Source organism: Aestuarium sp. (assembly GCF_023253315.1).
Classification (GTDB): domain Bacteria; phylum Pseudomonadota; class Alphaproteobacteria; order Rhodobacterales; family Rhodobacteraceae; genus Marivivens; species Marivivens donghaensis.
On sequence record NZ_JALRGW010000008.1, the window covers coordinates 63,166 to 87,089 of the forward strand.

21 protein-coding genes are annotated in these 23,924 nt (G+C 56.9%); 16 read left to right on the plus strand and 5 right to left on the minus strand.

Annotated elements, in window-relative coordinates:
• Window positions 1–11: 11 nt before the first annotated feature.
• Complete coding sequence (locus AC1QQ2_RS06550; RefSeq protein ID WP_479712527.1) at window positions 12–890, plus strand: ROK family protein; 879 nt, start codon at window positions 12–14, stop codon at window positions 888–890.
• Entirely contained in the window at window positions 883–1,971 is a 1,089-nt protein-coding gene (locus AC1QQ2_RS06555; protein ID WP_479712528.1) for an N-acetylglucosamine-6-phosphate deacetylase, read from the plus strand. Before AC1QQ2_RS06550 ends, AC1QQ2_RS06555 begins: the two co-directional genes overlap by 8 nt.
• Here AC1QQ2_RS06555 and AC1QQ2_RS06560 read toward each other — a convergent pair.
• A complete protein-coding gene (locus AC1QQ2_RS06560) occupies window positions 1,937–2,893 on the minus strand; it encodes a GlxA family transcriptional regulator (protein ID WP_479712529.1) in 957 nt (318 codons plus the stop codon). The genes AC1QQ2_RS06555 and AC1QQ2_RS06560 overlap by 35 nt on opposite strands.
• Before the next feature lie 77 nt (window positions 2,894–2,970).
• On the opposite strand from AC1QQ2_RS06560, the gene AC1QQ2_RS06565 reads away from it, so the two are divergent.
• From AC1QQ2_RS06565 to AC1QQ2_RS06580, 4 genes are read left to right on the plus strand one after another with little or no spacing between them, the layout of a single operon-like run.
• The gene (locus tag AC1QQ2_RS06565; RefSeq protein ID WP_105234473.1) at window positions 2,971–4,131 is read left to right on the plus strand and encodes an acyl-CoA dehydrogenase family protein; all 1,161 of its coding nucleotides are present in this window, start codon (window positions 2,971–2,973) and stop codon (window positions 4,129–4,131) included.
• 1 nt (window position 4,132) lies between these two features.
• Window positions 4,133–6,166 (plus strand): acetate--CoA ligase family protein, encoded by a 2,034-nt coding sequence (locus AC1QQ2_RS06570; RefSeq protein WP_479712530.1) that lies wholly within the window; start codon window positions 4,133–4,135, stop codon window positions 6,164–6,166.
• Window positions 6,163–6,948 carry a carnitinyl-CoA dehydratase gene (locus AC1QQ2_RS06575; protein ID WP_479712531.1) on the plus strand — a complete coding sequence of 262 codons (786 nt, stop codon included), beginning with the start codon at window positions 6,163–6,165 and terminating at the stop codon, window positions 6,946–6,948. The genes AC1QQ2_RS06570 and AC1QQ2_RS06575 overlap by 4 nt, the downstream gene beginning before the upstream one ends.
• Before the next feature lie 2 nt (window positions 6,949–6,950).
• On the plus strand, window positions 6,951–7,820 hold the full coding sequence (locus AC1QQ2_RS06580) for an alpha/beta hydrolase (protein WP_479712532.1): 870 nt from the start codon (window positions 6,951–6,953) through the stop codon (window positions 7,818–7,820).
• On the opposite strand, the gene AC1QQ2_RS06585 is transcribed toward AC1QQ2_RS06580, so the two are convergent.
• Window positions 7,817–8,752 (minus strand): GlxA family transcriptional regulator, encoded by a 936-nt coding sequence (locus tag AC1QQ2_RS06585; protein WP_479712533.1) that lies wholly within the window; start codon window positions 8,750–8,752, stop codon window positions 7,817–7,819. The genes AC1QQ2_RS06580 and AC1QQ2_RS06585 overlap by 4 nt on opposite strands.
• Window positions 8,753–8,900: 148 nt before the next feature.
• On the opposite strand from AC1QQ2_RS06585, the gene bcoG reads away from it, so the two are divergent.
• The 6 genes from bcoG (at window position 8,901) to AC1QQ2_RS06615 (ending at window position 16,346) form a co-directional block, all read left to right on the plus strand.
• Window positions 8,901–9,821, plus strand: coding sequence for a 3-dehydrocarnitine:acetyl-CoA trimethylamine transferase BcoG (gene bcoG, locus AC1QQ2_RS06590; protein WP_249945248.1), 921 nt, complete (start codon window positions 8,901–8,903; stop codon window positions 9,819–9,821).
• Window positions 9,818–11,260, plus strand: coding sequence for a carnitine 3-dehydrogenase (locus tag AC1QQ2_RS06595; RefSeq protein WP_479712534.1), 1,443 nt, complete (start codon window positions 9,818–9,820; stop codon window positions 11,258–11,260). The genes bcoG and AC1QQ2_RS06595 overlap by 4 nt, the downstream gene beginning before the upstream one ends.
• Window positions 11,261–11,356: 96 nt before the next feature.
• Entirely contained in the window at window positions 11,357–12,946 is a 1,590-nt protein-coding gene (locus AC1QQ2_RS06600) for an ABC transporter substrate-binding protein (RefSeq protein ID WP_479712535.1), read from the plus strand.
• Between the two features lie 10 nt (window positions 12,947–12,956).
• A complete protein-coding gene (locus AC1QQ2_RS06605) occupies window positions 12,957–13,916 on the plus strand; it encodes an ABC transporter permease (protein WP_479712536.1) in 960 nt (319 codons plus the stop codon).
• Window positions 13,913–14,731, plus strand: coding sequence for an ABC transporter permease (locus AC1QQ2_RS06610; protein ID WP_105234481.1), 819 nt, complete (start codon window positions 13,913–13,915; stop codon window positions 14,729–14,731). The genes AC1QQ2_RS06605 and AC1QQ2_RS06610 overlap by 4 nt, the downstream gene beginning before the upstream one ends.
• Window positions 14,724–16,346 carry an ABC transporter ATP-binding protein gene (locus AC1QQ2_RS06615; RefSeq protein WP_479712537.1) on the plus strand — a complete coding sequence of 541 codons (1,623 nt, stop codon included), beginning with the start codon at window positions 14,724–14,726 and terminating at the stop codon, window positions 16,344–16,346. The genes AC1QQ2_RS06610 and AC1QQ2_RS06615 overlap by 8 nt, the downstream gene beginning before the upstream one ends.
• 1 nt (window position 16,347) lies before the next feature.
• On the opposite strand, the gene AC1QQ2_RS06620 is transcribed toward AC1QQ2_RS06615, so the two are convergent.
• Complete coding sequence (locus AC1QQ2_RS06620; protein ID WP_479712538.1) at window positions 16,348–17,232, minus strand: LysR substrate-binding domain-containing protein; 885 nt, start codon at window positions 17,230–17,232, stop codon at window positions 16,348–16,350.
• 112 nt (window positions 17,233–17,344) lie between these two features.
• On the opposite strand from AC1QQ2_RS06620, the gene AC1QQ2_RS06625 reads away from it, so the two are divergent.
• Both AC1QQ2_RS06625 and AC1QQ2_RS06630 read left to right on the plus strand, forming a co-directional pair.
• Window positions 17,345–18,493, plus strand: coding sequence for a TauD/TfdA family dioxygenase (locus AC1QQ2_RS06625; RefSeq protein WP_479712539.1), 1,149 nt, complete (start codon window positions 17,345–17,347; stop codon window positions 18,491–18,493).
• On the plus strand, window positions 18,490–19,221 hold the full coding sequence (locus AC1QQ2_RS06630) for a class II aldolase/adducin family protein (RefSeq protein ID WP_479712540.1): 732 nt from the start codon (window positions 18,490–18,492) through the stop codon (window positions 19,219–19,221). The genes AC1QQ2_RS06625 and AC1QQ2_RS06630 overlap by 4 nt, the downstream gene beginning before the upstream one ends.
• Before the next feature lie 15 nt (window positions 19,222–19,236).
• Here AC1QQ2_RS06630 and AC1QQ2_RS06635 read toward each other — a convergent pair whose 3' ends face one another.
• Window positions 19,237–20,466: a mandelate racemase/muconate lactonizing enzyme family protein gene (locus AC1QQ2_RS06635; protein ID WP_479712541.1), complete on the minus strand. Its 1,230-nt coding sequence runs from the start codon at window positions 20,464–20,466 to the stop codon at window positions 19,237–19,239.
• 27 nt (window positions 20,467–20,493) lie between these two features.
• Complete coding sequence (locus AC1QQ2_RS06640; RefSeq protein ID WP_479712542.1) at window positions 20,494–21,576, minus strand: Zn-dependent alcohol dehydrogenase; 1,083 nt, start codon at window positions 21,574–21,576, stop codon at window positions 20,494–20,496.
• A gap of 281 nt (window positions 21,577–21,857) precedes the next feature.
• On the opposite strand from AC1QQ2_RS06640, the gene AC1QQ2_RS06645 reads away from it, so the two are divergent.
• Together AC1QQ2_RS06645 and AC1QQ2_RS06650 are read left to right on the plus strand one after the other, a co-directional pair.
• A complete protein-coding gene (locus tag AC1QQ2_RS06645) occupies window positions 21,858–22,844 on the plus strand; it encodes an NAD(P)-dependent oxidoreductase (protein ID WP_479712548.1) in 987 nt (328 codons plus the stop codon).
• 159 nt (window positions 22,845–23,003) lie between these two features.
• Window positions 23,004–23,924, plus strand: a 921-nt coding sequence (locus tag AC1QQ2_RS06650; RefSeq protein WP_479712543.1) for a phage integrase central domain-containing protein, incomplete at its 3' end; no start/stop codon positions are given.

Genomic DNA, 23,924 nt, shown 5'->3' on the forward strand with positions numbered 1-23,924 from the left:
TTGGGGACAGGATGATCGCAGCAGGAATTGATCTCGGCGGGACCAAGATCGAAGCACAGATTTTTGACCGTGGATGGAAATTGGTTGCGACCGAACGGGTCAGCACACCGAAAACCTATGAGGGTTTGATTTCTGCGCTCAAAAAACTGGTGTCATCCTGCGGTGACGTCCCCGTTGGTATTTCGGCGGCTGGATTGATCCACCCTGAAACGGGCGTGGCTCTCACGTCGAACCTTCCTGCGACGGGACGAACGCTTGTCTCTGACGTAGTCAAAGTGACAAAGCGCCCATTGGTTTGGATCAACGATGCGCGGGCGTTACTTTTGTCCGAGGCTGTCTTTGGCGTCGGAGAAGGCGTGAAGCGTGTGGCAGGCGTCATCATTGGTACGGGGATTGGCAGTGGGCTGTCGGTCGATGGACGGCTTCAGGCGGGGACATCGGGAACATCTGGTGAAATCGGTCACATCGCGCTGCCAGCCCATTTGGTGCAACGGTATAACTTGCCGCTCGTGGCCTGCGGCTGCGGCCGTGTCGGCTGTATGGAAACGCTTATTGCAGGGCCGGGGCTGTTGCGGATCGCAAAAGCGGTGAAAAGTCTCGAGTCGACCCCAAAAGATATCGCCGCCGAACGGGGTAAGGCTTGGCACATTTGGTGCGAATTGACGGCAGAGATGCTCTTTACGCTCAACACCATTGGTGATCCAGAGTTGATCATTTTGGCTGGCGGGCTGAGCAAGGTTCCCCACCTTGTCGAAGATCTGAAAGTGGCGCTGACGAACGCGCAGTTCAAAGGCTTCCCTATTCCCGATATTCGAATTGCCAAAGGTGGCGACGCATCTGGTGCCCTTGGTGCTGCCTATGTGGCATGGCGGCAAAGCGCGGATGACTGAGTGGGTTTTCTCAGAATCTGTGTTTGATGGGGCCTCTTTGGGGCCTGCGTCGCTCTGTATTGGAGGTGGTCAGATCGTTGAGGTCACCCCGCTCGCGCGGCGTGGGGCTGAGATCAGTGGCACCCTAGCTCCGGGGTATTTGGACCTACAGGTCAACGGTGGTGGCGGCGTTTTGCTGAACGCCGAACCCAGCCGCATTTCCGAAATCTGCGCGGCCCATCGGCGGTTTGGGACTGTTGGCATTATGCCGACGGTGATCACTGACGCGCCTGACGTTTTGGCCGCTGTCACCGACGCGATCATTGCGGCCAAAGGCGATGTCCTTGGCCTTCATATCGAAGGCCCGCATATTGCCATGTCTAAACGCGGCACCCATTCAGCTGCGCATGTGCGGCCCATGGATGACAACACCATTGCAGCGGTTAAGCGATTGCGCGACGCAGGTGTTACCGTCTTGCTGACACTTGCCCCTGAAGTCGTCGATGCGGCGGCGATTGCAGACCTCGTGGCGATGAGAGTGATCGTCTCTCTCGGGCATTCTGATGCCACGGCAGAGGAAGCCGAGGCTGGCTTTGCGGCTGGGGCGCAGGCAGTGACCCATCTGTTCAACGCTATGTCGCCGATGACGCACCGTGCCGCAGGTTTGGCTGGCGTAGCGATGGAACGCGCGCCGTTTGTCGGCCTCATCGCGGATGGCATCCACGTCGAAGATCGCGTGGCAAAGATTGCCGTTCGCGCAACGCAGGGACGGATATTCCTTGTCTCGGACGCGATGCCGACCGTTGGTGGGCCTGATCAGTTCGACCTCTATGGAACTACCATTCGGGTGGAGGATGGTCGCCTTGTGAATGCCGAAGGGGCCTTGGCAGGGGCGCACACGACAATGGCAGAGGGCGTTGCGCGGCTGATTGGGTTGGGAGTGCCGCCAAAGGATGTCTTGCACATGGCGATCACAAATCCCGCTGCGCTCATCAGACGGTCAGACCTCGCGTCACTGGTTGGCCGCTCTGTCGAGGATGTGATTGTCCTGAACCATGATTGGGGCGTCAACGGACCGTTGGCGTCTTTCGTAGGTCACTGACCGTGCAACCAAATTCGGCCCGAAACGCGCGGGTCATGGCGCTGGCATTCTGATATCCGCAACGGTCCGCAATTTCAGCGATCGAAATGCTGGAATGCGTTGCCAGACGTCTGGCCTCTCTCAGTCTGATCGCTTGATACAGTCGCCGTGGGCCAAAGCCATAGGCCGTTTTGCAAGCGGCGGTAAAGGCTTTCTCAGTCAAGCCAATCCGCTCTGCAAGGTCAGGAACAGAAAGCGGCGTTTCGATATTCCGACGCATGAGTGCCGCCGCCGCACGGATTTTCTGCGGCTTTGTCGTACTCGGTCGGGTGCCGATCATCGTCGCCTTTTCGCCATACATAAAAAGCGAACTGACCTCTAAGCCAAGCATAGGCCCATGGTGGTCCTCGATCAGGGACAGGACCAGATCAAAGGTGGTCGTCACCCCGCCGCAGGATAAGATGTTCCCGTCTTTCACGATACGATCCTCGCTGACCGTGACATCGGGGAACTGTTCGGCAAAGGCGTCAATCTCGTCCCAGTGGATCGTCGCGCGGCGTCCGTCCAAAAGCCCCGCCGAGGCGAGCAGCCAGCTTCCCATGTCCATGCCGACGAGTGTTTTGAAACGCGTGCTGGCCGATCTGAGAGCTTGATTGCAGGCCAAAGTGGCGTGGCTCTGAAAGTCATAGCTGGGCATGATAAACAGATAATCCCCGCCAGAATGGTGCCTGAGTGTGTGTTCGGTGTGCACGGGAAGTCCGCTGGACGACGTGATTGTGCCGCCCTGTAGACTCAGAAACTGCCATTGATAGAGCTGTTTGCGGGCGAGGGTATTGGCGGCGCGAAGTGGTTCTACCGCGTTGGCGAGGCAGTGATTGGAAAACGCATCGAACAACAGGATGCCGACCGTGCGGGTGGTGTCAGATGATTTCCAAATCTGCATGATATTTTACTAAATCTGCATGATGTGCTTTGGCAACTTCTCGCATCCTTGATCCAACGCGACAAGGGGAGAACGCCATGCACTTTGGGCTGAGCGAAGAACAAGACATGATCGTTAACACCGTGCGGGCGTTTGTAGAGAACGAAATCTACCCGCATGAGGCCATGGTTGAACGCACTGGGCAGGTACCGCTGGAACTGGGGTTAGAGATCAAACAAAAGGTCATCGACCTCGGGTTTTATGCCTGCAATTTCCCCGAAGAGGTCGGCGGCGCTGGGCTGTCGCACCTCGATTTTACGCTTGTCGAACGTGAACTTGGTCGCGGGTCTATGGCACTGACCCACTTCTTTGGGCGTCCGCAGAATATCTTGATGGCCTGCGAAGGTGAGCAGAAAGAGAAATACCTTTTGCCCGCTGTTCGTGGTGAGAAAATGGATGCCCTCGCCATGACGGAACCAGATGCTGGGTCTGACGTGCGGGGGATGAAATGTCAGGCCCAACGCGATGGCGGCGATTGGGTGATCAACGGGTCCAAGCATTTCATTTCTGGTGCTGAACACGCGGACTTTTTCATCGTATTTGTTGCGACGGGTGTCGATGACACGCCGAAGGGTCCAAAAAAGCGGATCACCTGTTTCCTTGTCGACCGTGGAACGCCCGGTTTCGAAGTGCGCGAGGGTTACGCCTCGGTGTCGCATCGTGGGTATAAAAACTACATCCTCTACTTTGACAATTGCCGCCTTCCTGATGCGCAGGTTTTGGGCGAGGTCGATGGTGGGTTTGCTGTCATGAACGAATGGCTCTATGCGACCCGTTTGACTGTCGCCGCGTTCTGCGTTGGGCGCGCACGGCGATGTTTCGATCATGCGCTCAGCTACGCGGCAGAGCGGAAACAGTTCGGTCAGCAGATCGCGAAATTCCAAGGCATCAGTTTTCAGATCGCCGACATGATTACAGAGATCGACGCGGCAGATTGGCTGACATTGTCTGGCGCGTGGCGTCTGGATCAGGGGATGGAGGCGAACCGAGAGATCGCGAGTGCTAAGCTCTACGCCTCGGAAATGCTGGCGCGTGTGACCGATGCGACATTGCAAATTCACGGCGGCATGGGGCTCATGGATGACTTCCCGATCGAACGGTTCTGGCGCGATGCGCGGGTTGAGCGGATCTGGGATGGCACCAGTGAAATTCAGCGCCACATCATCAGCCGCGACCTGTTCCGTCCTTTGGGAGCCTAACATGGTGGCACTTGATCGCCTGATGAAGCCTCGCTCCATCGCGGTTGTTGGAGGGGGCAGGTGGTGCGCGAATATCATCCGCGAATGCCAGCGGATTGGTTTTGACGGACATATCTGGCCTGTGCATCCGACCCGAGCGGAGGTCGCGGGGGTCACAGCCTATGCCTCGATCGAGGCTTTGCCCGAAGCGCCCGATGCGGCCTTTATCGGTGTGAACCGTGAGGCAACCATTGGCGTCGTTTCTGACCTTGCGGCGCGTGGGGCAGGAGGTGCCGTCTGTTTCGCATCAGGGTTTAGAGAGGCGTCGTCCGAGCTCGCCGATGGCGATGGTCTCCAAGAGCAACTTGTCGCTGCGGCGGGTGACATGCCGATCCTTGGGCCAAACTGCTATGGGTTTGTGAACGCGTTGGATCGGGCGGCACTCTGGCCCGATGTGCATGGGATGGTACCGTGCGACAAAGGCGTTGCCATCGTTGGACAGTCCTCAAACGTTGCCATTAATCTGACTATGCAGCGGCGTGGGTTGCCCGTGGCTTATGTGGTCACGGTCGGCAATCAGGCGCAGATGGGCATGGCCGATATTGGTGCCGCACTGCTCTCTGATCCGCGCGTGACGGCCTTGGGGCTACATATCGAGGGGGTAAATGATCTTCGCGCTTACGAGGCCTTGGCGGATACGGCGAAGCGATTAGGCAAACCCGTTGTTGTGATGAAGGTCGGCGCCTCAGATCAAGCGCAGCAAGCGACCGTGTCCCATACCGCCTCCCTCGCGGGGAGCGATGCAGGCGCAAAGGCCCTTATGCGGCGGTTGGGGTTCGCGCAGGTCGATAGCCCGTCCGCACTATTGGAAACGCTCAAGGTCCTGCATGTGACGGGCGGGCTGTCCTCGAATAAGATCGCGTCGATGTCATGCTCTGGCGGTGAGGCATCGCTGATGGCGGATATCGGGATGGCCTCTGGCGTCGACTATCCACCCCTGAATGTCGCCCAATCAGATGCCCTGCGCGAGGCGCTTGGCCCCAAGGTCGCCTTGGCCAACCCGTTGGATTATCACACCTATATCTGGGGCGATCAGGCCGCTTTGACCCGTTGCTTTACTGCGATGATGGAGGGCGACTTGGCCATGGGCTGCGTGGTTCTGGATTTCCCGCGCGAGGATCGTTTTGCCGCGCCAGAGTGGAAATTGGTCCTGAACGCGGTAGCCGATACCGCCGCCGCTACAGGAAAACCGATGGCTTTGCTGGCGAGCATGGCTGAGGGGATGCCAGAAGCGATTGCGGCTGAGGCGATGGATCGGTCCGTTGTGCCGCTGTGCGGGATGGCCGATGGGCTCGCCGCGATTGCGGCTGCGTCGCAGGTTCATGCGACCTCACAGGTGCCGCTGCTTTTGCCAAACCTGCGGGAGGATGCGGAAATGCTGACCGAGGCAGAAGCAAAGTCTGCGCTCAGTCATCATGGCATTCATGTGCCAAAATCCGCCGTGGTCAATAGCGCCAAAGATGCAGGTGACGCCGCCAACGATCTGGGGTTTCCCGTCGTACTCAAGGGGATCGGGTTTGCGCATAAAACCGAAGCGGGCGCCGTTCGCGTGGGGCTTACGAATGCGGAAGCGGTCAAAGCTGCCGCTGACGCGATGCCATGTTCCGACTTCTTAGTCGAAGAGATGATCACCGAAACAGTTGCAGAGCTTCTGGTCGGCGTCTTGTGTGACCCTGCACACGGGTTCGTTCTGACCATTGGGGCAGGGGGAGTCCTGACGGAAATTCTGTCAGATACAGTGTCGCTCCTCCTGCCGGTTTCTTCTGCAGAAGTCGAAGATGCGCTCTGCCGTTTGCGTTGTTTCCCCCTGTTACAGGGCTATCGTGGCAAGGCGGGCGCCAATGTGGATGCGATTGTCGCGGCGGTTCTCTCTGTGCAAGAGTTTGTGCAAGCGAACCAAGACGTGGTGAAAGAAGTCGAAATCAATCCGCTGCTCTGCGGACCAAATGAGGCCATCGCGGTCGATGCGCTGATCCGAATGGGAGGAAACCAATGACCCAATCCCCGCTGCATGTCACCCGTCATGGTGCCGTTCTTGAGGTCGTATTGGACCGCCCAAAGGCTAATGCGATTGATCTGGAAACCAGCCGTCAGATGGGTGAGGTTTTCACGGAATTCCGTGATGATGACGATCTACGCGTGGCGATCATCACGGGAGCAGGTGATAAATTCTTTTGCCCTGGTTGGGATCTCAAGGCTGCCGCTGGTGGCGATGCCGTTGACGGGGATTATGGCAAAGGCGGGTTTGGTGGGCTGCAAGAGCTGCGCGGCCTCAATAAACCCGTCATCGCTGCGGTGAACGGGATTGCATGTGGTGGTGGGTTAGAGTTGGCCCTGAGTGCCGATATCATCCTCGCCGCCGATCACGCGACCTTTGCACTTCCAGAAATTCGGTCGGGGACGGTGGCGGATGCGGCGTCGATCAAATTGCCGAAACGCATCCCTTATCACATCGCGATGGAGATGCTGTTGACGGGCCGTTGGTTCGATGCCGAAGAAGCCGCGCGTTGGGGATTGGTCAATCGTATTTTGCCCGCCGCGACCCTCATGGAGGAGGCGCATAAACTCGCCGCGCAATTGGCCGATGGCCCGCCTCTCGTCTTTGCCGCGATCAAAGAGATCGTGCGCGAGGCCGAGGATATGAAATTCCAAGATGCCATGAACCGCATCACCAAAAGCCAGTTTGCGACGGTCGAACGGCTCTATCGGTCTGAGGATCAGTTGGAAGGGGCGCGTGCCTTTGCCGAAAAGCGTGATCCCGTTTGGAAGGGGCGCTGATCGTGGACTATCGCCAGTATCTCTCACCCGAGGTTCTCGCCTTCATCGACGAGACACTGGCCTTTTATCCCGATGACCTCGAGCCAACCGATTGGGCCGCGCAACGACGAGTCTATAACGCCATGGCCGCGCATTTTCGTGCAGGTCGGCCCGAAGGTCTGCAGGTGTCAGATCAGTTGATCGCGGGCGTTCCTGTGCGGCTCTACGGACTTAAAACCAAGACCACGGTTTTATACGCACACGGCGGTGGCTTTGTTCTGGGTGGGTTAGAGAGCCACGACGATGTTTGCGCTGAGATTGCGGATAGAACCGGATGTCGAGTGGTGTCAGTGGATTACCGTCTTTCGCCCGAACACCCCCACCCAGCGGCCTATGACGATACGGTCGCGGTTGCCGAGGCACTCTGCGCCGAGGGGCCTGTTATCCTCTGCGGCGATAGTGCAGGTGGTACGCTTTGCGCCGCCATTGCTGGAACACGGGCTGATTTGGGGTTCGTGGGGCAGGTTCTGATCTATCCGATGATTGGGTATTCTGCGCGTGGCGGGAGTTTTGATGTCCATGCACACGCGCCTCTCCTCTCGACTGCTGATCTGGAATTTTACGCGGACGTGAGGGGGGGATCGCCTGATGATCTGCGGCTGATCCCTGCGTTGGGCGATTTAACTACGCTGCCACCCACATGGCTGTTCCCCGCGGAATGTGATCCACTTTGTGACGATGCCGTTCGATATGCGGATGCCATCCAAGGCGAGGTCCATTTGTGCCAGCAGGACGGACTGGTGCATGGCTGGCTCCGTGCGCGGGATCGGAGCGATATGACCCGACGGGCCTTTGATCAGATCATCAACGCAATTGCCCATTTGGCAGGTTAGTGCGGGCGGTTGCCGTGTGATTTGCGGATTGGGTGACCAAAGGCATGTTTGAAGGCCTTGCCCAATGCAGAGGCCGATGAATATCCGCAACGAATGGCAATCGTGTCGAGGTCGAAATCAGTGCTCGCGGCCAGCTCCCTCGCATGGCTGAGGCGCATCAGCTGGTAGTAGCGACCAGGTGACATTGCGAGTTCGGCTTGGAATAGACGGTCGAGGGTTCGGCGGGTGAGGCCAGACCGTTGGGCAAGGTCTTCGAGCGACAGGGGTGTCTCAATGGTTTCGACCATTAGGTTAACGATCTGCCGAAGCTGCGCTGTGCCTTTGCCTTCTAACCTATTCGCCCCGCGCCCTGTCGTTTGTTGACGCTCTGCATCATGAAGGAACATCGTTGAGGCGATAAACGCGTTTGCAGGACCAAACTGGTCCGAGATCAGCGCCAACATCAACTCCATCGCGGTCGAGGCCCCGCCGCAGGTCGAGATGCGGCTACCTTTGACAAATCGATCATAACTGATGCGGGTTCGTGGAAACTCCTCGGTAAAATCGGAAATAACGGCCCAGTGGATCGTCGCCGTTTGATCGTCGAGCAAACCCGCGGCCGCTAAAATCCAACTGCCCGTATCTGCAGCAAGGATTGCGTCGGCCTGACGTGTCAGTCTGCGCAGTGGGGCGAGTTGTTCTGGCTTCGAATAGTCACGAAATCCGTAGCCGCTGACGACAATTAGAAGGTCAGATCGCCCCACCTCTGCGATGGAACAATCAGGTGAAATCTTGAGCCCGCTCGAACTCTGCGCTGGGCCGTCGTGTGGTGTCACAATGCGCCACGACAGTTCAGCCTGCCCCTGATCCCGCACTGCGCGGAGCGGTTCAAGGAGGCACGACAGCACCATATTCGAGAACCCATCGTAGAGCAGGACGGTGACTGTTTTCATCTCATTCTGACAGTATTGGACGATTTATTGTCACAATAGGAACAATAAAACCGACATCTACGCCATACCATTTTTACAAATAGGTGGTTGGAATCGAACATCTGCTTTGCGCCAACTGACCCGTACCGATGTATGTCAGGAGTTCTCGATGCCGTTGGCAATGAATAAAGAGGTCTTTATCACCTGTGCTGTTACAGGGTCTGGCGCGACGCAAGACCGGTCGCCGCATGTTCCGCGCAGTCCAGAGCAGATCGCGAATAGCGCGATTGATGCAGCAAAAGCGGGCGCCGCGATTGTTCATTGTCACGTGCGTGATCCTGAAACGGGTAAGCCGTCTCGTGACCCCGCGCTATATCGTGAACTGACCGAACGTGTCCGCGATTCTGAGGTTGATGTGGTGCTGAACCTGACCGCAGGGATGGGGGGTGATATCGTTTTCGGATCGACCGAAGCACCGTTCCCAGTGAATGCCGCCGCGACGGACATGGTCGGCGCGACCGAACGGATGGTTCATATCGAAGAGTGCCTTCCAGAGATTTGCACGCTGGACTGCGGCACGATGAACTTTGCCGAAGCTGATTACGTCATGACCAACACCCCCGGCATGCTTCGGGCGATGGGCGGCATGATGACCAAACTCGGCGTGAAGCCTGAAATCGAAGCCTTTGATACGGGGCACCTTTGGTTCGCTAAGCAATTGGTGGAAGAGGGTACGCTCGACGGTCAGGCCCTCGTTCAGCTGTGCATGGGTGTGCCGTGGGGCGCGCCGAATGACATGAACACCTTCCTTGCGATGGTGAACGCTGTGCCCGCTGATTGGAACTGGTCTGCGTTCAGCCTTGGCCGTGATCAGATGCCTTATGTGGCTGCTGCAGTTCTGGCCGGTGGCAACGTGCGGGTTGGGCTCGAAGATAACCTCTGGCTTGGCAAAGGGCAGTTGGCGACCAACGCGCAACTCGTTGAGCGGTCGGTGACGATTATCGAAAATTTGGGCGCTCGTGTGATCGGGCCTGAGGAAGTCCGCGCAAAACTCGGCCTCGTGAAACGTGCACCCAAGGTGATGGCATGATTGCGAAACGTAAAAAAGCCGCCGTCATTGGTGGTGGCGTCATCGGCGGCGGTTGGGCTGCGCGGTTTTTGCTGAATGGATGGGACGTCAATGTCTTTGACCCCGATCCCGAGGCCGAACGCAAAATCGGCGAGGTGATTGCGAATGCTCGTCGTGCGCTGCCTGCGCTCTATGATCGGGCGTTGCCCGCCGAGGGAACGCTGACCTTTTGCGACGATATGGGCGACGCTGTGTCGGATGTGGACTGGGTGCAAGAAAGCGTTCCGGAGCGCTTGGACTTAAAGCACAAGGTTCTTGGTTCCCTTTCGCAAATGGCACCCGAAGGTGCGATCATTGGGTCATCAACGTCTGGGTTCAAACCGTCCGAACTGAACGAAAAAGGCGCACGCGCTGTTGTCGCGCACCCGTTCAATCCTGTTTACCTTTTGCCGTTGGTCGAACTGGTTGGCGCGCCTGAACGCACTGCAGCAGCCGCTGAAACGCTCAAAAGCATCGGGATGTTCCCGCTGATCGTGCGCAAGGAAATCGATGCGCATATCGCGGACCGTTTGCTCGAAGCAGTTTGGCGCGAGAGCCTTTGGCTGGTCCAAGACGGTGTCGCGACCACCGAGGAAATCGACGAAGCCATCCGCATGGCCTTTGGCATCCGCTGGGCCCAAATGGGCCTGTTTGAAACCTACCGCATTGCGGGCGGCGAAGCTGGCATGAAGCACTTCATGGCGCAGTTCGGACCGTGCCTGTCGTGGCCGTGGACGAAACTCATGGATGTGCCCGAGTTTACGGACGAGCTTGTCGATCTGATCGCGGGGCAATCGGATGCGCAATCCGGCCATATGTCGATCCGTGAATTAGAACGTCTGCGCGATGACAACATCGTCGGCATGGTGCGGGCGCTGAAACGGACGGGTTCGGGCGCGGGTGGAGTGGTGAAAACCCATGAATCCTCTCTGGATTTAACCGAAGAAAAGGATGGGCTCCCCGTCACCGTGCGTCGCCAAGTTCCGACCAGCTGGACGGATTACAACGGCCACATGAACGAAACACATTACCTAGAGGCAGCGTCTCTTGCGACTGATAGGTTGATGGAATTGGTCGGTGCTGATGCTCAATACGTCGCTTCTGGTCTAAGTTACTTTACCGTTGAAAGTCACATTCGGTACTTAGACGAGGTGCACGCAGGTGATCAGTTGACGATCACAACGCAGGTTTTAAGCGGTGAAGGCAAGAAGATGCATCTGTTCCATCGCCTATGGCGGTCGGATGGAACACTCTCCGCGACTGTGGAAACCCTTCTTCTTCACACCGATTTAAACGCCCGCCGAACCTGCGAACCAAAACCCGAAGTTGCAAAAAAGCTTGCCGATTTAGCGCAAAGCCATGCAGCATACCAAACGGAGGGTGTTGGGCGATATGTCGGTCAGCCGCGCGCAGCGGGGTAGGTGCCGATTTCAGATTAGGGTCCCGAACAATCGGGGCCCATTAATACCCCGAAAACGGGGACGAAAAATGGTCTAACCAACAACAGGGAACTAGAAATGACTGACCAGAAAAAGACTTCGACTTATCAGCGTTTCAGCAGCAATGGACTGTCACGCCGTCAATTGTTGGGCCGAGCCAGTGCGCTCGGCTTTGGTGCTTTGATCGGGGGCGTAATGCCGTTCCGAGCGGCACTGGCAAGCGAACCAGTAAAAGGCGGCATCCTGAAGATGGGTCTTGGCGGTGGTGAAAGCACCGACTCCCTCGATCCAGCGCTGTCGCTCGCACAGGTTTCGTTCCACGCGATGCGCACTTTTGGTGAAACGCTTCTCGACGTAAACGGCGATGGTTCGCTCGATATGCGTCTGGCGACCGATGTGTTCTCCAGCCCCGATGCGAAAACATGGACCTTCAAAATCCGTCAGGGCGTAAAGTTCCACGACGGTTCTGAGATGACCGCGAACGACGTCATGGAAACCATGCTGCGTCACTCGGATGAGAACGCGCAGTCGGGTGCTTTGGGCATCATGAAGGGCATTGCGAACATGAGCGTCGATGGTGACAACTTCATCGTCGAATTGACTGATGCAAACGCTGACCTTCCGTTCCTGATGTCGGACTATCACCTCGTGATCCAGCCGAACGGTGGCCGTGACAACCCTGGCGCTGGTATCGGCACTGGTCCGTATCGCGTGGTCGAGGTTGAGCCGGGCGTCCGTTATACCTTTGAAAAGTTCGCGGATTACTGGGACAGCAGCCGCGGTCACTTTGACGGTGTTGAATTCGCTGTGATCAACGATGCAACCGCTCGTAACGCGGCCCTGCAGTCGGGTCAGGTTCACATCGTGAACGGCGTGGCACCGAAAGTTGCGGCCTTGTTGAACCGCGCACCGGGCATCTCGGTTAAGAGCGTATCTGGCCGTGGTCACTACGTCTTTATCATGCACTGTGACACCGCACCGTTCGATAACCCAGATCTGCGGATGGCGCTGAAATACGCGATCAACCGTGGTGAAATGGTTGAGAAAATCCTTCAGGGCTACGGCTCGATCGGTAACGATATTCCGATCAACGCAGCATACCCGCTGTTCGACGACACCCGTCCGCAGCGCGAATACAACCCTGAACTGGCGCGTGAATACTACGAAAAATCGGGTCACGATGGCAGCCCGATCGTCCTGCGCGTTGCAGAAGGTGCATTCCCGGGTGCTGTCGACGCAGCGCAACTGTTCCAAGAAAGCGCGCGTGCCTGTGGCATTCCGCTGGAAATCAGCCGTGAGCCGAACGATGGCTACTGGTCTGAAGTTTGGAACGTTCAGCCGTTCTGCGCCTCCTACTGGGGTGGCCGTCCTGTTCAGGACCAGATGTATTCGACCGCTTACCTGTCGACCGCAGACTGGAACGACACCCGCTTTAAGAGCGAAGCATTTGACGCGAAACTCTTTGAAGCCAAAGGCGAACTGGACCAAGGTCGTCGCAAGCAGCTCTACCGCGAAATGGCAGACATCCTTGCGGACGAAGGCGGCCTGATCTGCCCGATGTTCAACGACTTCGTCGAAGGCGTCAGCGATCAAGTTCAGGGCTGGGAAGAAAACGGCGTCTGGGAAGTCATGAACGGTTTGGCTCCTGCCAAGTGCTGGCTGGCCTGAGGCCAGCGGTATGAACGCACTTGTATTAAAACTCTTGGCCCAGCGGATTTCGCTGGGCCTCGTTCTCATCTTTTTCGTGTCGATTATGATCTTTCTCGGCACACAAATTTTGCCGGGCGATGTCGCCCAAGCGATCCTTGGTCAATCTGCAACGCCTGAATCCCTCGCCAACCTGCGCGAAGAATTGGGCCTGAACATTCCTGCCTATCAACGGTATATGTCGTGGCTGGGCGGTGTTTTGCAGGGTGATCTGGGAACGTCACTTACCAATGGTCGTGATATCGGTCAGTCGATTGCAGATCGCATGGGAAATACGCTTTTCCTTGCGGCATGGGCTGCGATTATTTCGGTGCCTTTGGCGATCACTTTGGGTCTTATTTCTGTTCTTTATCGGGGCCGTTGGCCTGACAAATTGATCTCTGCAGTTACACTTTCGGCGATTTCGGTGCCAGAGTTCATGATGAGCTACATCCTGATGTATTACGTCGCTGTTCAGCTCGGCTGGGCGCCGTCCGTTGCGATGCTTAACGATCGGATGAGCATGCTCGATAAATTGCATGCGATTTCACTGCCGATTGCCGTCCTTGTAATGGTGGTTCTGGCCCACATGATGCGGATGACGCGGGCAGCGCTGTTGAACGTGATGCAGTCGGCCTACATCGAAACGGCAGAGCTCAAAGGTATCCGTCGGTCGTCGGTGATCTGGCGCCATGCTTTCCCGAACTCCATCGCGCCGATTGTGAACGTCGTGATGCTCAATATGGCATACCTCGTCGTGGGTGTGGTCGTGGTCGAGGTGGTCTTTGTCTACCCCGGTATGGGCCAGTATCTGGTCGATCACGTGGCCAAACGTGACGTGCCCGTTGTGCAGGCCTGCGGTCTGATCTTTGCGGCGGTCTACATTTTCCTGAACATGTTTGCTGACATCGTTTCGATCCTCGCGAACCCAAGATTGAGGCACCCGAAATGAGACGTGTTCCCATTCCGGCCCTGATCGGGCTGTTCATCACTGGTCTTTTCATCCTCTCCGCCATCGCGGCCCCCATCATCGCGCCTTATGGGCTAAGCGAGATCGTAGGCGATGTTTGGGAACCTGCGTCATCCGAGTTTTGGCTTGGCACTGACAACATCGGTCGTGATCTACTGTCCCGCCTCATTTGGGGGGGTCGCACGACGATCCTTGTGGCGATTGCTGCGACCGTTGTGAGCTTTGTCACTGGGTCTGTCCTAGGTCTATTTGCTGCCGTTGTGGGTGGTTGGATTGATCAACTTCTGTCGCGCTTTGTCGATCTGATCATGGCGATCCCGACGCTGATTTTTGCGCTGGTGGTCCTGTCCGTTATGCCCGTGACCATTCCCGTGCTGATCCTCGTGATGGGGCTTTTGGATTCGACGCGGGTGTTCCGTTTGTCCCGCGCTGTTGCCAGCGACATTGCAGTCATGGACTTTGTCGAAGCAGCCCAGCTGCGCGGTGAAGGCCGCGCATGGATCATCTTCCGTGAAATCCTGCCTAACGCGCTGTCACCGTTGGTAGCCGAAGCGGGTATGCGCTTTATCTTTATGGTGCTCTTTGTGTCGACGCTGTCGTTCCTTGGCCTTGGTGTGCAGCCACCAAATGCAGACTGGGGTGGCATTGTGAAAGAGAACAAAGACGGGATTGTTTACGGTATCCCAGCCGCGTTGTTGCCCGCGATTGCAATTGCTGCGCTTTCGATCAGCGTCAACCTCGTGGCGGATTGGGTGCTCGACCGCACATCATCGTTGAAAGGGGGCCGCAATGGATAAGCCAATTCTCCAGATCGACAACCTAACGATCGAAGCCACCGCCTATCCACCCGGTGAAGCGCCGCGTCGGATCACGATTGTTGATGGTGTGTCCCTCACGCTCGAAAAGGGCAAAGTGCTGGGCCTCATCGGTGAATCGGGGGCAGGAAAATCGACGATTGGCCTCTCTGCGATGGCTTATGGTCGCGGCGGGATCGAGCTTTCGGGTGGGGAAATCCATCTGAACGGTCGTGAAATCCGTAAAGCCCGTGGCCGTGTGTTGCGGTCGCTGCGTGGCGCAGAAGTGACCTATGTCGCGCAATCGGCAGCGGCGGCATTCAACCCTGCAAAACGGTTGATGGAGCAGGTGACAGAGGCCGCGATTACGCACGGCCGTGCAACGAAGGCAGAGGCCGAAAAACGCGCTGTCGATCTATTCCGCAAACTGGGTCTGCCCGAACCCGAAAGCTTTGGGAATCGATATCCGCACCAAGTTTCTGGTGGTCAGTTGCAGCGGGCGATGACGGCAATGGCGCTCTGTCCGCAACCCGATTTGGTGATTTTTGACGAACCGACGACGGCGCTCGACGTGACGACCCAGCTTGGTGTTTTGGCGGCGATCAAGGCAGCCATTCGGGATCAGGGTGTTGCGGCGCTCTATATCACCCACGACCTCGCCGTTGTTGCGCAGATCGCGGACGACATCATGGTTCTGCGGCACGGTAAGATGGTTGAATATGGCACAGCCGAACAGATCATCACGGCACCCAAAGAAGAGTACACTCAGGCGCTGGTGTCTGTAGTTGCCAAGGATCACGAGGAAAAGAACACGGATCTCCCGCCGATCCTCGAAGTGAAAGGTCTCCGTGCCAATTATCGCGGAATGACGCGCGATGTGTTGTCGAACATCAATGTGGCGATCCAACCGGGGACGACCCTCGCTGTGGTGGGCGAGTCAGGTTCGGGCAAGTCTACGTTGGCACGGGTGATCACGGGGCTCTTGCCATTGAGCGCGGGGCAAATGGTGTTTGATGGTCGGCAATTGACGCCCGACCAAAAATCCCGCTCGCGGGACGACTTGCGTGAATTGCAGATGATCTACCAGATGGCTGATGTCGCGATGAACCCGCGTCAGACCGTTGGCACGATCATCGGGCGACCCTTGCAATTCTATTTCGGCATGAAGGGTAAAGAGTTACGCAATCGTGTGGTTGAACTGCTCGATGAAATTGAACTGGGTGAGAAGTTCATCGATCGGTATCCAGCGGAACTATCGGGCGGTCAAAAGCAGCGGGTGTGTATCGCTCGGGCGCTTGCCGCAAAGCCCAAGCTGATCATTTGTGACGAGGTGACGAGCGCCCTCGACCCCTTGGTCGCTGAAGGCATCCTGAAGCTGCTGGCTGATCTGCAAGAGCGTGAACAGGTGTCGTACATGTTCATCACGCATGACATTGCGACTGTTCGGGCGATTGCGGACACGATTGCAGTGATGCACCTCGGTAAACTTGTCCGCTATGGCAAAAAATCCGAAGTCCTCGCCCCGCCGTTCGATGACTACACCGATATGTTGCTGAAATCTGTGCCTGAACTGCGCATGGGCTGGATGGAAGAGGTTATGGGGACGGCTGCGGAATAACCTATGCGGCCTCTTCGCGGAGCCATTGGGTGAACAGTAGCGCATCTTTCGACGGGTCAACGCCCGTTGAGATGTAATAGGCCGTGCCTAAGTCGTGCGCGCCGTTCGGCCATTCAGTCAGGGTGCCCTCGAGGACGGCGCGTTCGGTGATCGACCGCCAGCCAAGCATCAGCCCGCGTCCGTCGATCACGGCCTGCATAGCTTGGACATAGTTGTTGAAACTCTGACCGCTGCTGCGTGGACGAGTGATCCCTTTGGCGGCAAGGTAATCTTCCCATCCCGCCCAGTGTTGGTTGTGCGGGTTGCGCACATGGATGAGAGGGGCCGTGTCGAGGCCCGCCCCATCTGCCATCAAACGCGCGATCAGATCAGGCGAACCAACAGGGCAGACGATTTCGTCGAACAGCTTTTCATTGATGCCCTCGCGCCAGCCGCCCGTGCCGTAACGTAGCGCGATATCCACGCCGGGCGAGAGGACGGGGAGGTCGGAGGCGGGTGCCTGAACGTTAACCGTGATTTCGGGATGGCGATCATAGAAGCCCGATAAGCGGGGCATTAACCAATATGTGGCCACGCCGAGCGTGCAGGCCACGGTAATCTGACGGTCTGCATCTGCCTGCATCGCCCGAATGTCTTCTAGCGTAGCAGAGATGCGCCCTAGGCCTTCGCGAACAGCACGGGCGAGGAGTTCGCCTTCTTCCGTCATGCGTGAGGGCCTAACGGATCGGTCGATTAACCTAACCCCAATGTAATCTTCGAGCGCCTTGATCGCCTGGCTCACGGCGGGCTGTGTAACGTTCAACCGTGCTGCCGCATCACGCATAGAACCATGGCGCGATAGAGCTTCGAAGGTGACAAGGAGGCGGAGAGGGGGGAAGTGGTTCATCGCGGTCTTAGTATAACTATAAGGTTAAGTAATGATTATACTAACCGAGCTATCGCGCAAGCTATTCCCGTGAGACGTTTATCCTCAGCGAACATACTTTTGGGGCCATACAATGAACGAACTTAGCTCAATCATGACCACGCCACATGTGACCGAAGTCGGTGACAAAGGTCTGCACATCACCCTGTCCGACGGCGGGTCGCATTACTTTAACTACTACTGGCTGCGCGATAACTGCCCATCATCGTTTAGCTCGGTCACTCGTGAGCGGAGCTTTGACATTTTCCATCTCGATACCGCGCCGCGCCCGAACTCAGCAACTGTTGACGGTGATGCATTGGTGATCGACTGGGCAGGTGAGGATCATGTGACCCGCATGCCCCTCGACTGGTTGGAAACGTATAAAGTCGCCAAGCCGCGCCACGATCCCGCCGATTTGCCACGCATTGCGTGGTATAGCGATCATTATCCGACCGTCCCGCGTTTTTCCCAGCCAGAGTTGGTTGCTGACAAGACGAAGCGCGCTGCGTGGATCGAGGCGATGCTGGTCCACGGTTTTACCATCGTGACTGATATGCCTGACAGCAACGAGGGGCTCACTCAAACGGCAGAGCTGATGGGCTATGTGCGGCCTACGTTCTTTGGCGACTATTTTGACGTGAAAACGCATATCAACCCGACGAATACTGCCTATACCTCGGCGGCGCTTGAACTGCATACGGACACCCCCGCCGAAGAGTTCGCGCCGGGTATCCAGTTTCTTCATTGTCGGGTGAACACCGTGGACGGGGGGCAGAGCCTCTATTCGGATGGTGTGGCCGTGGCGAATGATTTCCGCAAACGCGATCCCGAAGGGTTCAAGCTCCTGTCCGAAGTGTCGATCCCGTTCTTCTGTGAACATGACACCTATGACTCGCGGTCGCGTCAGACGGTGATCGAATTGGACCAACATGGCGAAGTCTCTGGCCTCACGATCAGCCAGCACATGGCGGATATTTTCGATCTCGATCAGGCGCTTCTCGACGACTACTACCCTGCGTTTTGCCGCTTTGGGAAAATGCTGCAGGAAGACAAATATATGATGCGGTTCCTGATGAAGGGCGGCGAATGTATGGTCTTTGACAACCACCGTATTGTGCACGGTCGGGCGGCCTATTCTGCGACGAGTGGCGATCGATACTTGCGCGGATGCTATGTGGATCGCGGTGAAATGCGGTCGACCTATCGCGCACTGGTCAGCGAAGGAAGGTTCAAGGCATGAACGCACCGACTGTGACGCTAGACGCCACCGCCACCCTGCGCCGTGATTTGGCAGATGCGTTTCGTATCTGCCATATGCTGGGATGGAGCGAGAGTGTCGGGAACCATTTCAGTGCTGCGGTTTCTGCCGATGGGCAAGAGTTCCTGTTGAACGCTAAATGGCAGCATTTTGCGACGATCATGCCCGAAGACCTCTTGTTGCTCGACAGTCAGGATGAGGGCGTGATGGAGCGCCCAAATGCCCCTGATGCATCGGCGTGGTGCGTTCATGGCACCTTGCATCGCCGTTTGCCGAACGCCCGCGTGATCCTGCATGCCCATTCGCCCTACGCCACGGCCTTGGCCTGTTTGAAGGACCCGACCGTTGTTCCAATCGACAACAACACGGCGCGGTTCTACGGGCGTACCGCTTATGATTTGTCCTTCGGCGGTATTGCGGACGCAGAGGAAGAGGGGGAGCGGTTGGCAGAGTCCATCGGTGACAAATCAGTCCTCGTCATGGGGAACCACGGTGTGACCATCGTCGGCGAAACGGTGGCTGATGCGTTTGAGGACCTGTATTTCTTTGAAAAGGCCGCGCAGACCATCATCCTTGCACGGTCCAGCGGTCAGCCATTGGCTGTTTTGTCGGATGCGGTAGCCCAGAATACCGCGGATGGATGGAAGCCGTATCGCGGCATGGCACAGAAGCACTTTGACTATCTGCGCAGCACCTTGCCGCCTCTATAAAAGGGTAGGGGCGCCTCAGGTTTTTGATGGCGCCCCACCTTCGAACACGTTCTCTTCGTGATAGCTGATTGGCGCTTCCTGCATTTGCAGGTGCAAGCCATCACCGTCGTAGGCGTTGGCCCGCGCCAGTTCTTCATCCACTTCAATACCCAAGCCCGCGCCGTCCGGAACGGTAACAAAACCGTCCTCGACCGAGAGCGTGTTCTTAATCAGCGCCGCATGGAACGGCGTCTCAATCGTCTCTGCCATAAGAATATTCGGGATCGTCGCGGCGAGCTGGATATTCGCGGCCCACTCAATCGGCCCCGCATAGAGGTGTGGCGCGACTTGGGCATTCCAAGCCTCTGCCAGCACAGCGATTTTGCGCGTTTCCCAAATCCCGCCAGATCGCCCAAGGGCAGGCTGCAGGATTTGAACGCCCGCGCGCAATGCCTCCGCAAATTCACGGGTTGTCGTGAGGCGTTCGCCTGTCGCCACTGGGATGTTCACGGCCTCGGCCACCTTTTGCATTTCGCGCAGGGTGTCGGGCGGAATTGGTTCTTCGTACCAGAGCGGCGAATAGGTTTCGATTGCGGCCCCCATGCGGATCGCACCCCCCGTCGAAAACTGGCCGTGCGTGCCGAACAAAAGGTCAGCGCGGTCGCCAACGGCCTCTCGGATCGTGGCACAAAACTCGATGGATCGGCTGATATCTCGCATCGCAGGCATGTGACCCGACCGAATGGTGTAGGGGCCTGCGGGATCGAATTTGACGGCAGTGTAGCCTTTGTTCACCATATCCAGCGCACTCTCAGCGGCCATCGCGGCATCAACCCAAAAGTCGGGCAGAGTGTGCGTGGGGCGGGTTGGATAAAGGTAGGTATAGGCGCGAATGCGGTCGTTGAGTTTGCCGCCGATCAGGGCATGAACGGGGCGATCACGATCTTTGCCGAGGATATCCCAGCACGCAATTTCCAACCCAGACCACGCGCCCATGACCGTCAGATCAGGGCGCTGCGTGAACCCAGACGAATAAACGCGGCGGAACATCAGTTCGATATTCTCAGGATTTTCGCCCGCCATATGTCGTTCAAACACATCGCGGATGACGTGGCGCATGGCCTCTGGCCCCACGGTCGAGGCATAACATTCGCCCCAGCCCACGATGCCCGTATCGGTCGTGACCTTCACCAAAATCCAATAACGCCCTCCCCAACCGGGCGCGGTTGGGGAAGTGACGATGATATCCAAATCGGCCAGTTTCATATCAGGCCCTCCAGTTTATGGCTGGGATTAAAAGACGATGACGTTCCGTTTTGCGGTGCCCGTTTTCGTGGACTCGATCGCTTCGTTGATTTGATCCAAGCTGTATTTCTCAGAGATCAATTCATCGAGCTTTAGACGTCCTTGGCCATAGAGGTCGATCATCCATGGAATGTCGCGCTTGATCACGGCATCGCCCATTTTCGATCCGATCAACGACTGACCAGCGGCGGCAAAGTTGCCCGGCTCATACTGGCTCATGGCACCTGATGGCGGCATGCCGACCATCACGACCTTACCGCCTTTTGCGATATAGCGGGGCGCATCGTTGTATGCGCCCGCAGCACCCACGGTGACAAAGACCGCATCTGCACCACGGCCCAATGCCTCTTTCGCGGCGCGCCACGGGTTGTCTTGGGTGCCGAGAACGGTATCGGTAGCGCCGAAATCCTTGGCGATTTCGAGTTTTTCGTCGGACATGTCGACAGCAACGATCCGACGCGCACCTGCGATCCGTGCGCCTTGGATTGCGTTCAGGCCCACGCCGCCAGCGCCGATCACGACCACGTCCTGACCCGCGCGAAGTTGGGCCGCGTTCACCACAGCACCGACGCCTGTGATTACGCCGCATGCCAGCAGAGAGGCGGCCGCGAGGTCCATGTTTTCGGGGATACGAACGACCTGACTGTGGTCCACAACGACCTTTTCAGCAAAGCCGCCCGTCGCCATTGCCTGATGCAGCTTGCCGCCATCCACCGTTTTCAGTGGCCCATGATCGCCGTCATATGAGGTGTCGCAAATCGTTGGCTTGCCAGAAGAGCAGGGCGCACAAGTCCCGCATGACCGGATCAGTGTGACCACAACAGGGTCGCCGATTTTGACCCCGTGGACACCGTCGCCAACCGCGGTGATGTGGCCAGCGGCCTCGTGCCCATACACAGCGGGGAGCGATCCACCCCAAGCGCCTGACGCGTATGTGATATCGGAATGGCAGATCGCACAGGCGGCCAATGTCACCTCAACTTCGCCACTGATTGGGGCGCGGAGTTCAACTTTTTCGACGACCAGTGGTTTCCCAAACTCGTGACAAACGGCGGCTTTAATTTGTGGCATTTATTCGGCTCTCCTCATTCCTCCGACGCAGGGTTGCGCGGATTGTTTGAGTCGAACAAGGAAAAACTTGATCAAATTTTGATGTTGGTTCGAATTAGAATGAGGTCACGCCAAAAGAGCTGTGATCTCTCGCGGAAAAAGGGTGTGAACTACCTGATTTTGCTGATGGTATATCGAAAGTTCGACGCGCCTTCCAAAGGTAGATATCCCTTCGAAATAAACTGACAGATCAAAATAACTGTGAAACGCTGGCGCCAAAGATCCACCCTGCCGTGCCAGAGGTGAAAACACCAAAATACGAGGGTGACGCAATGAAAGTTGGTTTTATCGGTTTAGGAAATGTTGGCGGAAAACTGGCGGGGAGTTTGATCCGCAACGGTTTCGATACCGTCGTTCATGACCTCAATAGCGATCTGAAAGAGGCGTATGAGCAGCGTGGCGCCTCTTGGGCCGATAGTCCTAGAGAGATGGCCGAAATCTGCGACGTGGTGATCACCTGTTTGCCGTCGCCTAAAGCCTGTTCCGTCGTGATGGAAGCCGACAATGGCGTGATTGCGGGGCTGTCTGTGGGCAAGGTTTGGATGGAAATGTCCACGACCGATGCGGATGAACTCAAACGGATTGCCCAGATCGTTCATTCAAAGGACGCCTATGCGGTCGAATGTCCTGTGTCGGGCGGATGCCATCGCGCGGATACAGGCAACATCTCGATCTTTGTGGGTGGGGATCGAGCCGCCTTTGATAAGGTTCTTCCGCTCACCACCACATTGGGCCGTCGGGTGCTGCACACGGGCGAATTGGGGTCCGCGTCTTTGTTGAAAGTGATGACGAACTACCTCGCCACGGCGAACCTTTTGACCTGCTGTGAGGCGTTGATCACGATGAAGGCCGCTGGGCTGGATATGGCGACGACCTATGAGGCGATTAAGATTTCGTCGGGCACCAGCTTTGTCCATGAAACGGAGAGCCAGTTGATCTTGTCAGGGTCGCGGGATGTGAACTTCACCATGGACCTCGTGCAAAAGGACATCGGGTTGTTTCAGAAAATCGCGGACGACCACGGTGTGCCGCTCGAAATTTCGCCACTGATGATCGACATTATGAGCGACGGTCAGCGGCGGTTTGGCGATCGCGCTCAATCGGACCGGATCATTGAACGTCTAGAAGAGGCCACGGGGCTGAGCGTTCTGGCTGATGGGTTCCCACGCGAACTGATCGACGACGAACCCGAAGAAGCAGGCTACGAGGTTTTCCCTAAGGGGCGATAACAATGCTGGGGAAAAGTGGCAGCCCGTAGGGAACTCTGGTGTTTGTTCCATTTAGGTGAATGAGTTCCGTATCTCCCTTATTTTATGGGTTTTTCGCTTTCAATTTGTCTCATGATATGCATTCTGTAGTAAGGTGTTTGGCTACAATTGGTATACAGAATGGCCTTGAAGTTTCGTGAGTTGGAGGGGCTGGCTCAGCAGCGCGAAGAGCAATGGGTCCCCGATGGCACCCCCAACCTTTATGTGTTTTGTAGGTCCTCTGGGCGGATGTCCTGGGTCTGCCGCATCACGATTGGGGGTAAGAGAACAAATCTCACGCTTGGCACGTGGCCTGACCTGAAAGCGGATGTGGCACGCCAGGTTACCAGTGTGATCAAGGGTTTGGTTGGGGCAGGGTATAGCGCGCAGGTTATCAAGTCTGCCTTAGGTGTGACCGTAGACCCAATTGCTCTGCAGCGTCTGGTGATCACTGGGCGAGTAAGTGACCATGACGCCCCGCCAACTTTCGAGGAGGTTGCGCGTGATTGGTATGAAAACCATTTAAAGGCTGGTTTATCTGAAGGTGCATACAAGCGTCAGGTTATCCAACAGCTCGAAGACTATGTTTTTCCGGCTTTGGGCACGCGACCTGTTAATCAAATCAAACGACGAGAGATCGTCGAGACCTTGAAAGATATCTGGCTTGCGAAGCCTCCGTCGGGCAAAAAATTACGCGGCAATGTGGAGCGCATTTTCGACTATTGGGCAGAGGAGACCGGTGCGCCCAAAGAGTTTGTCCAGTGGCAAGGCCACGACTTCTCTATGCGTGGCATGAGTGGTCTGCATGACGCTGCTAGGACTGGAGCAGGGCACCTCTTGAGCTTCACGGGCAGCGATACGATTGTGGCAGCACAATACCTGAAGCAGTACTACGCTGCAGAAGGTCTGGTAGCTGCTTCTGTTCCGGCCAGCGAGCACAGCGTCATGACCATGGGCGGCCTTGAGGGTGAGTTCGAAATCCTGGACCGTGTACTGTTCGATGTTCACCCGACCGGTATCGTCAGTGTCGTTTCCGACAGCTACGACTTCTGGAGGGTGATG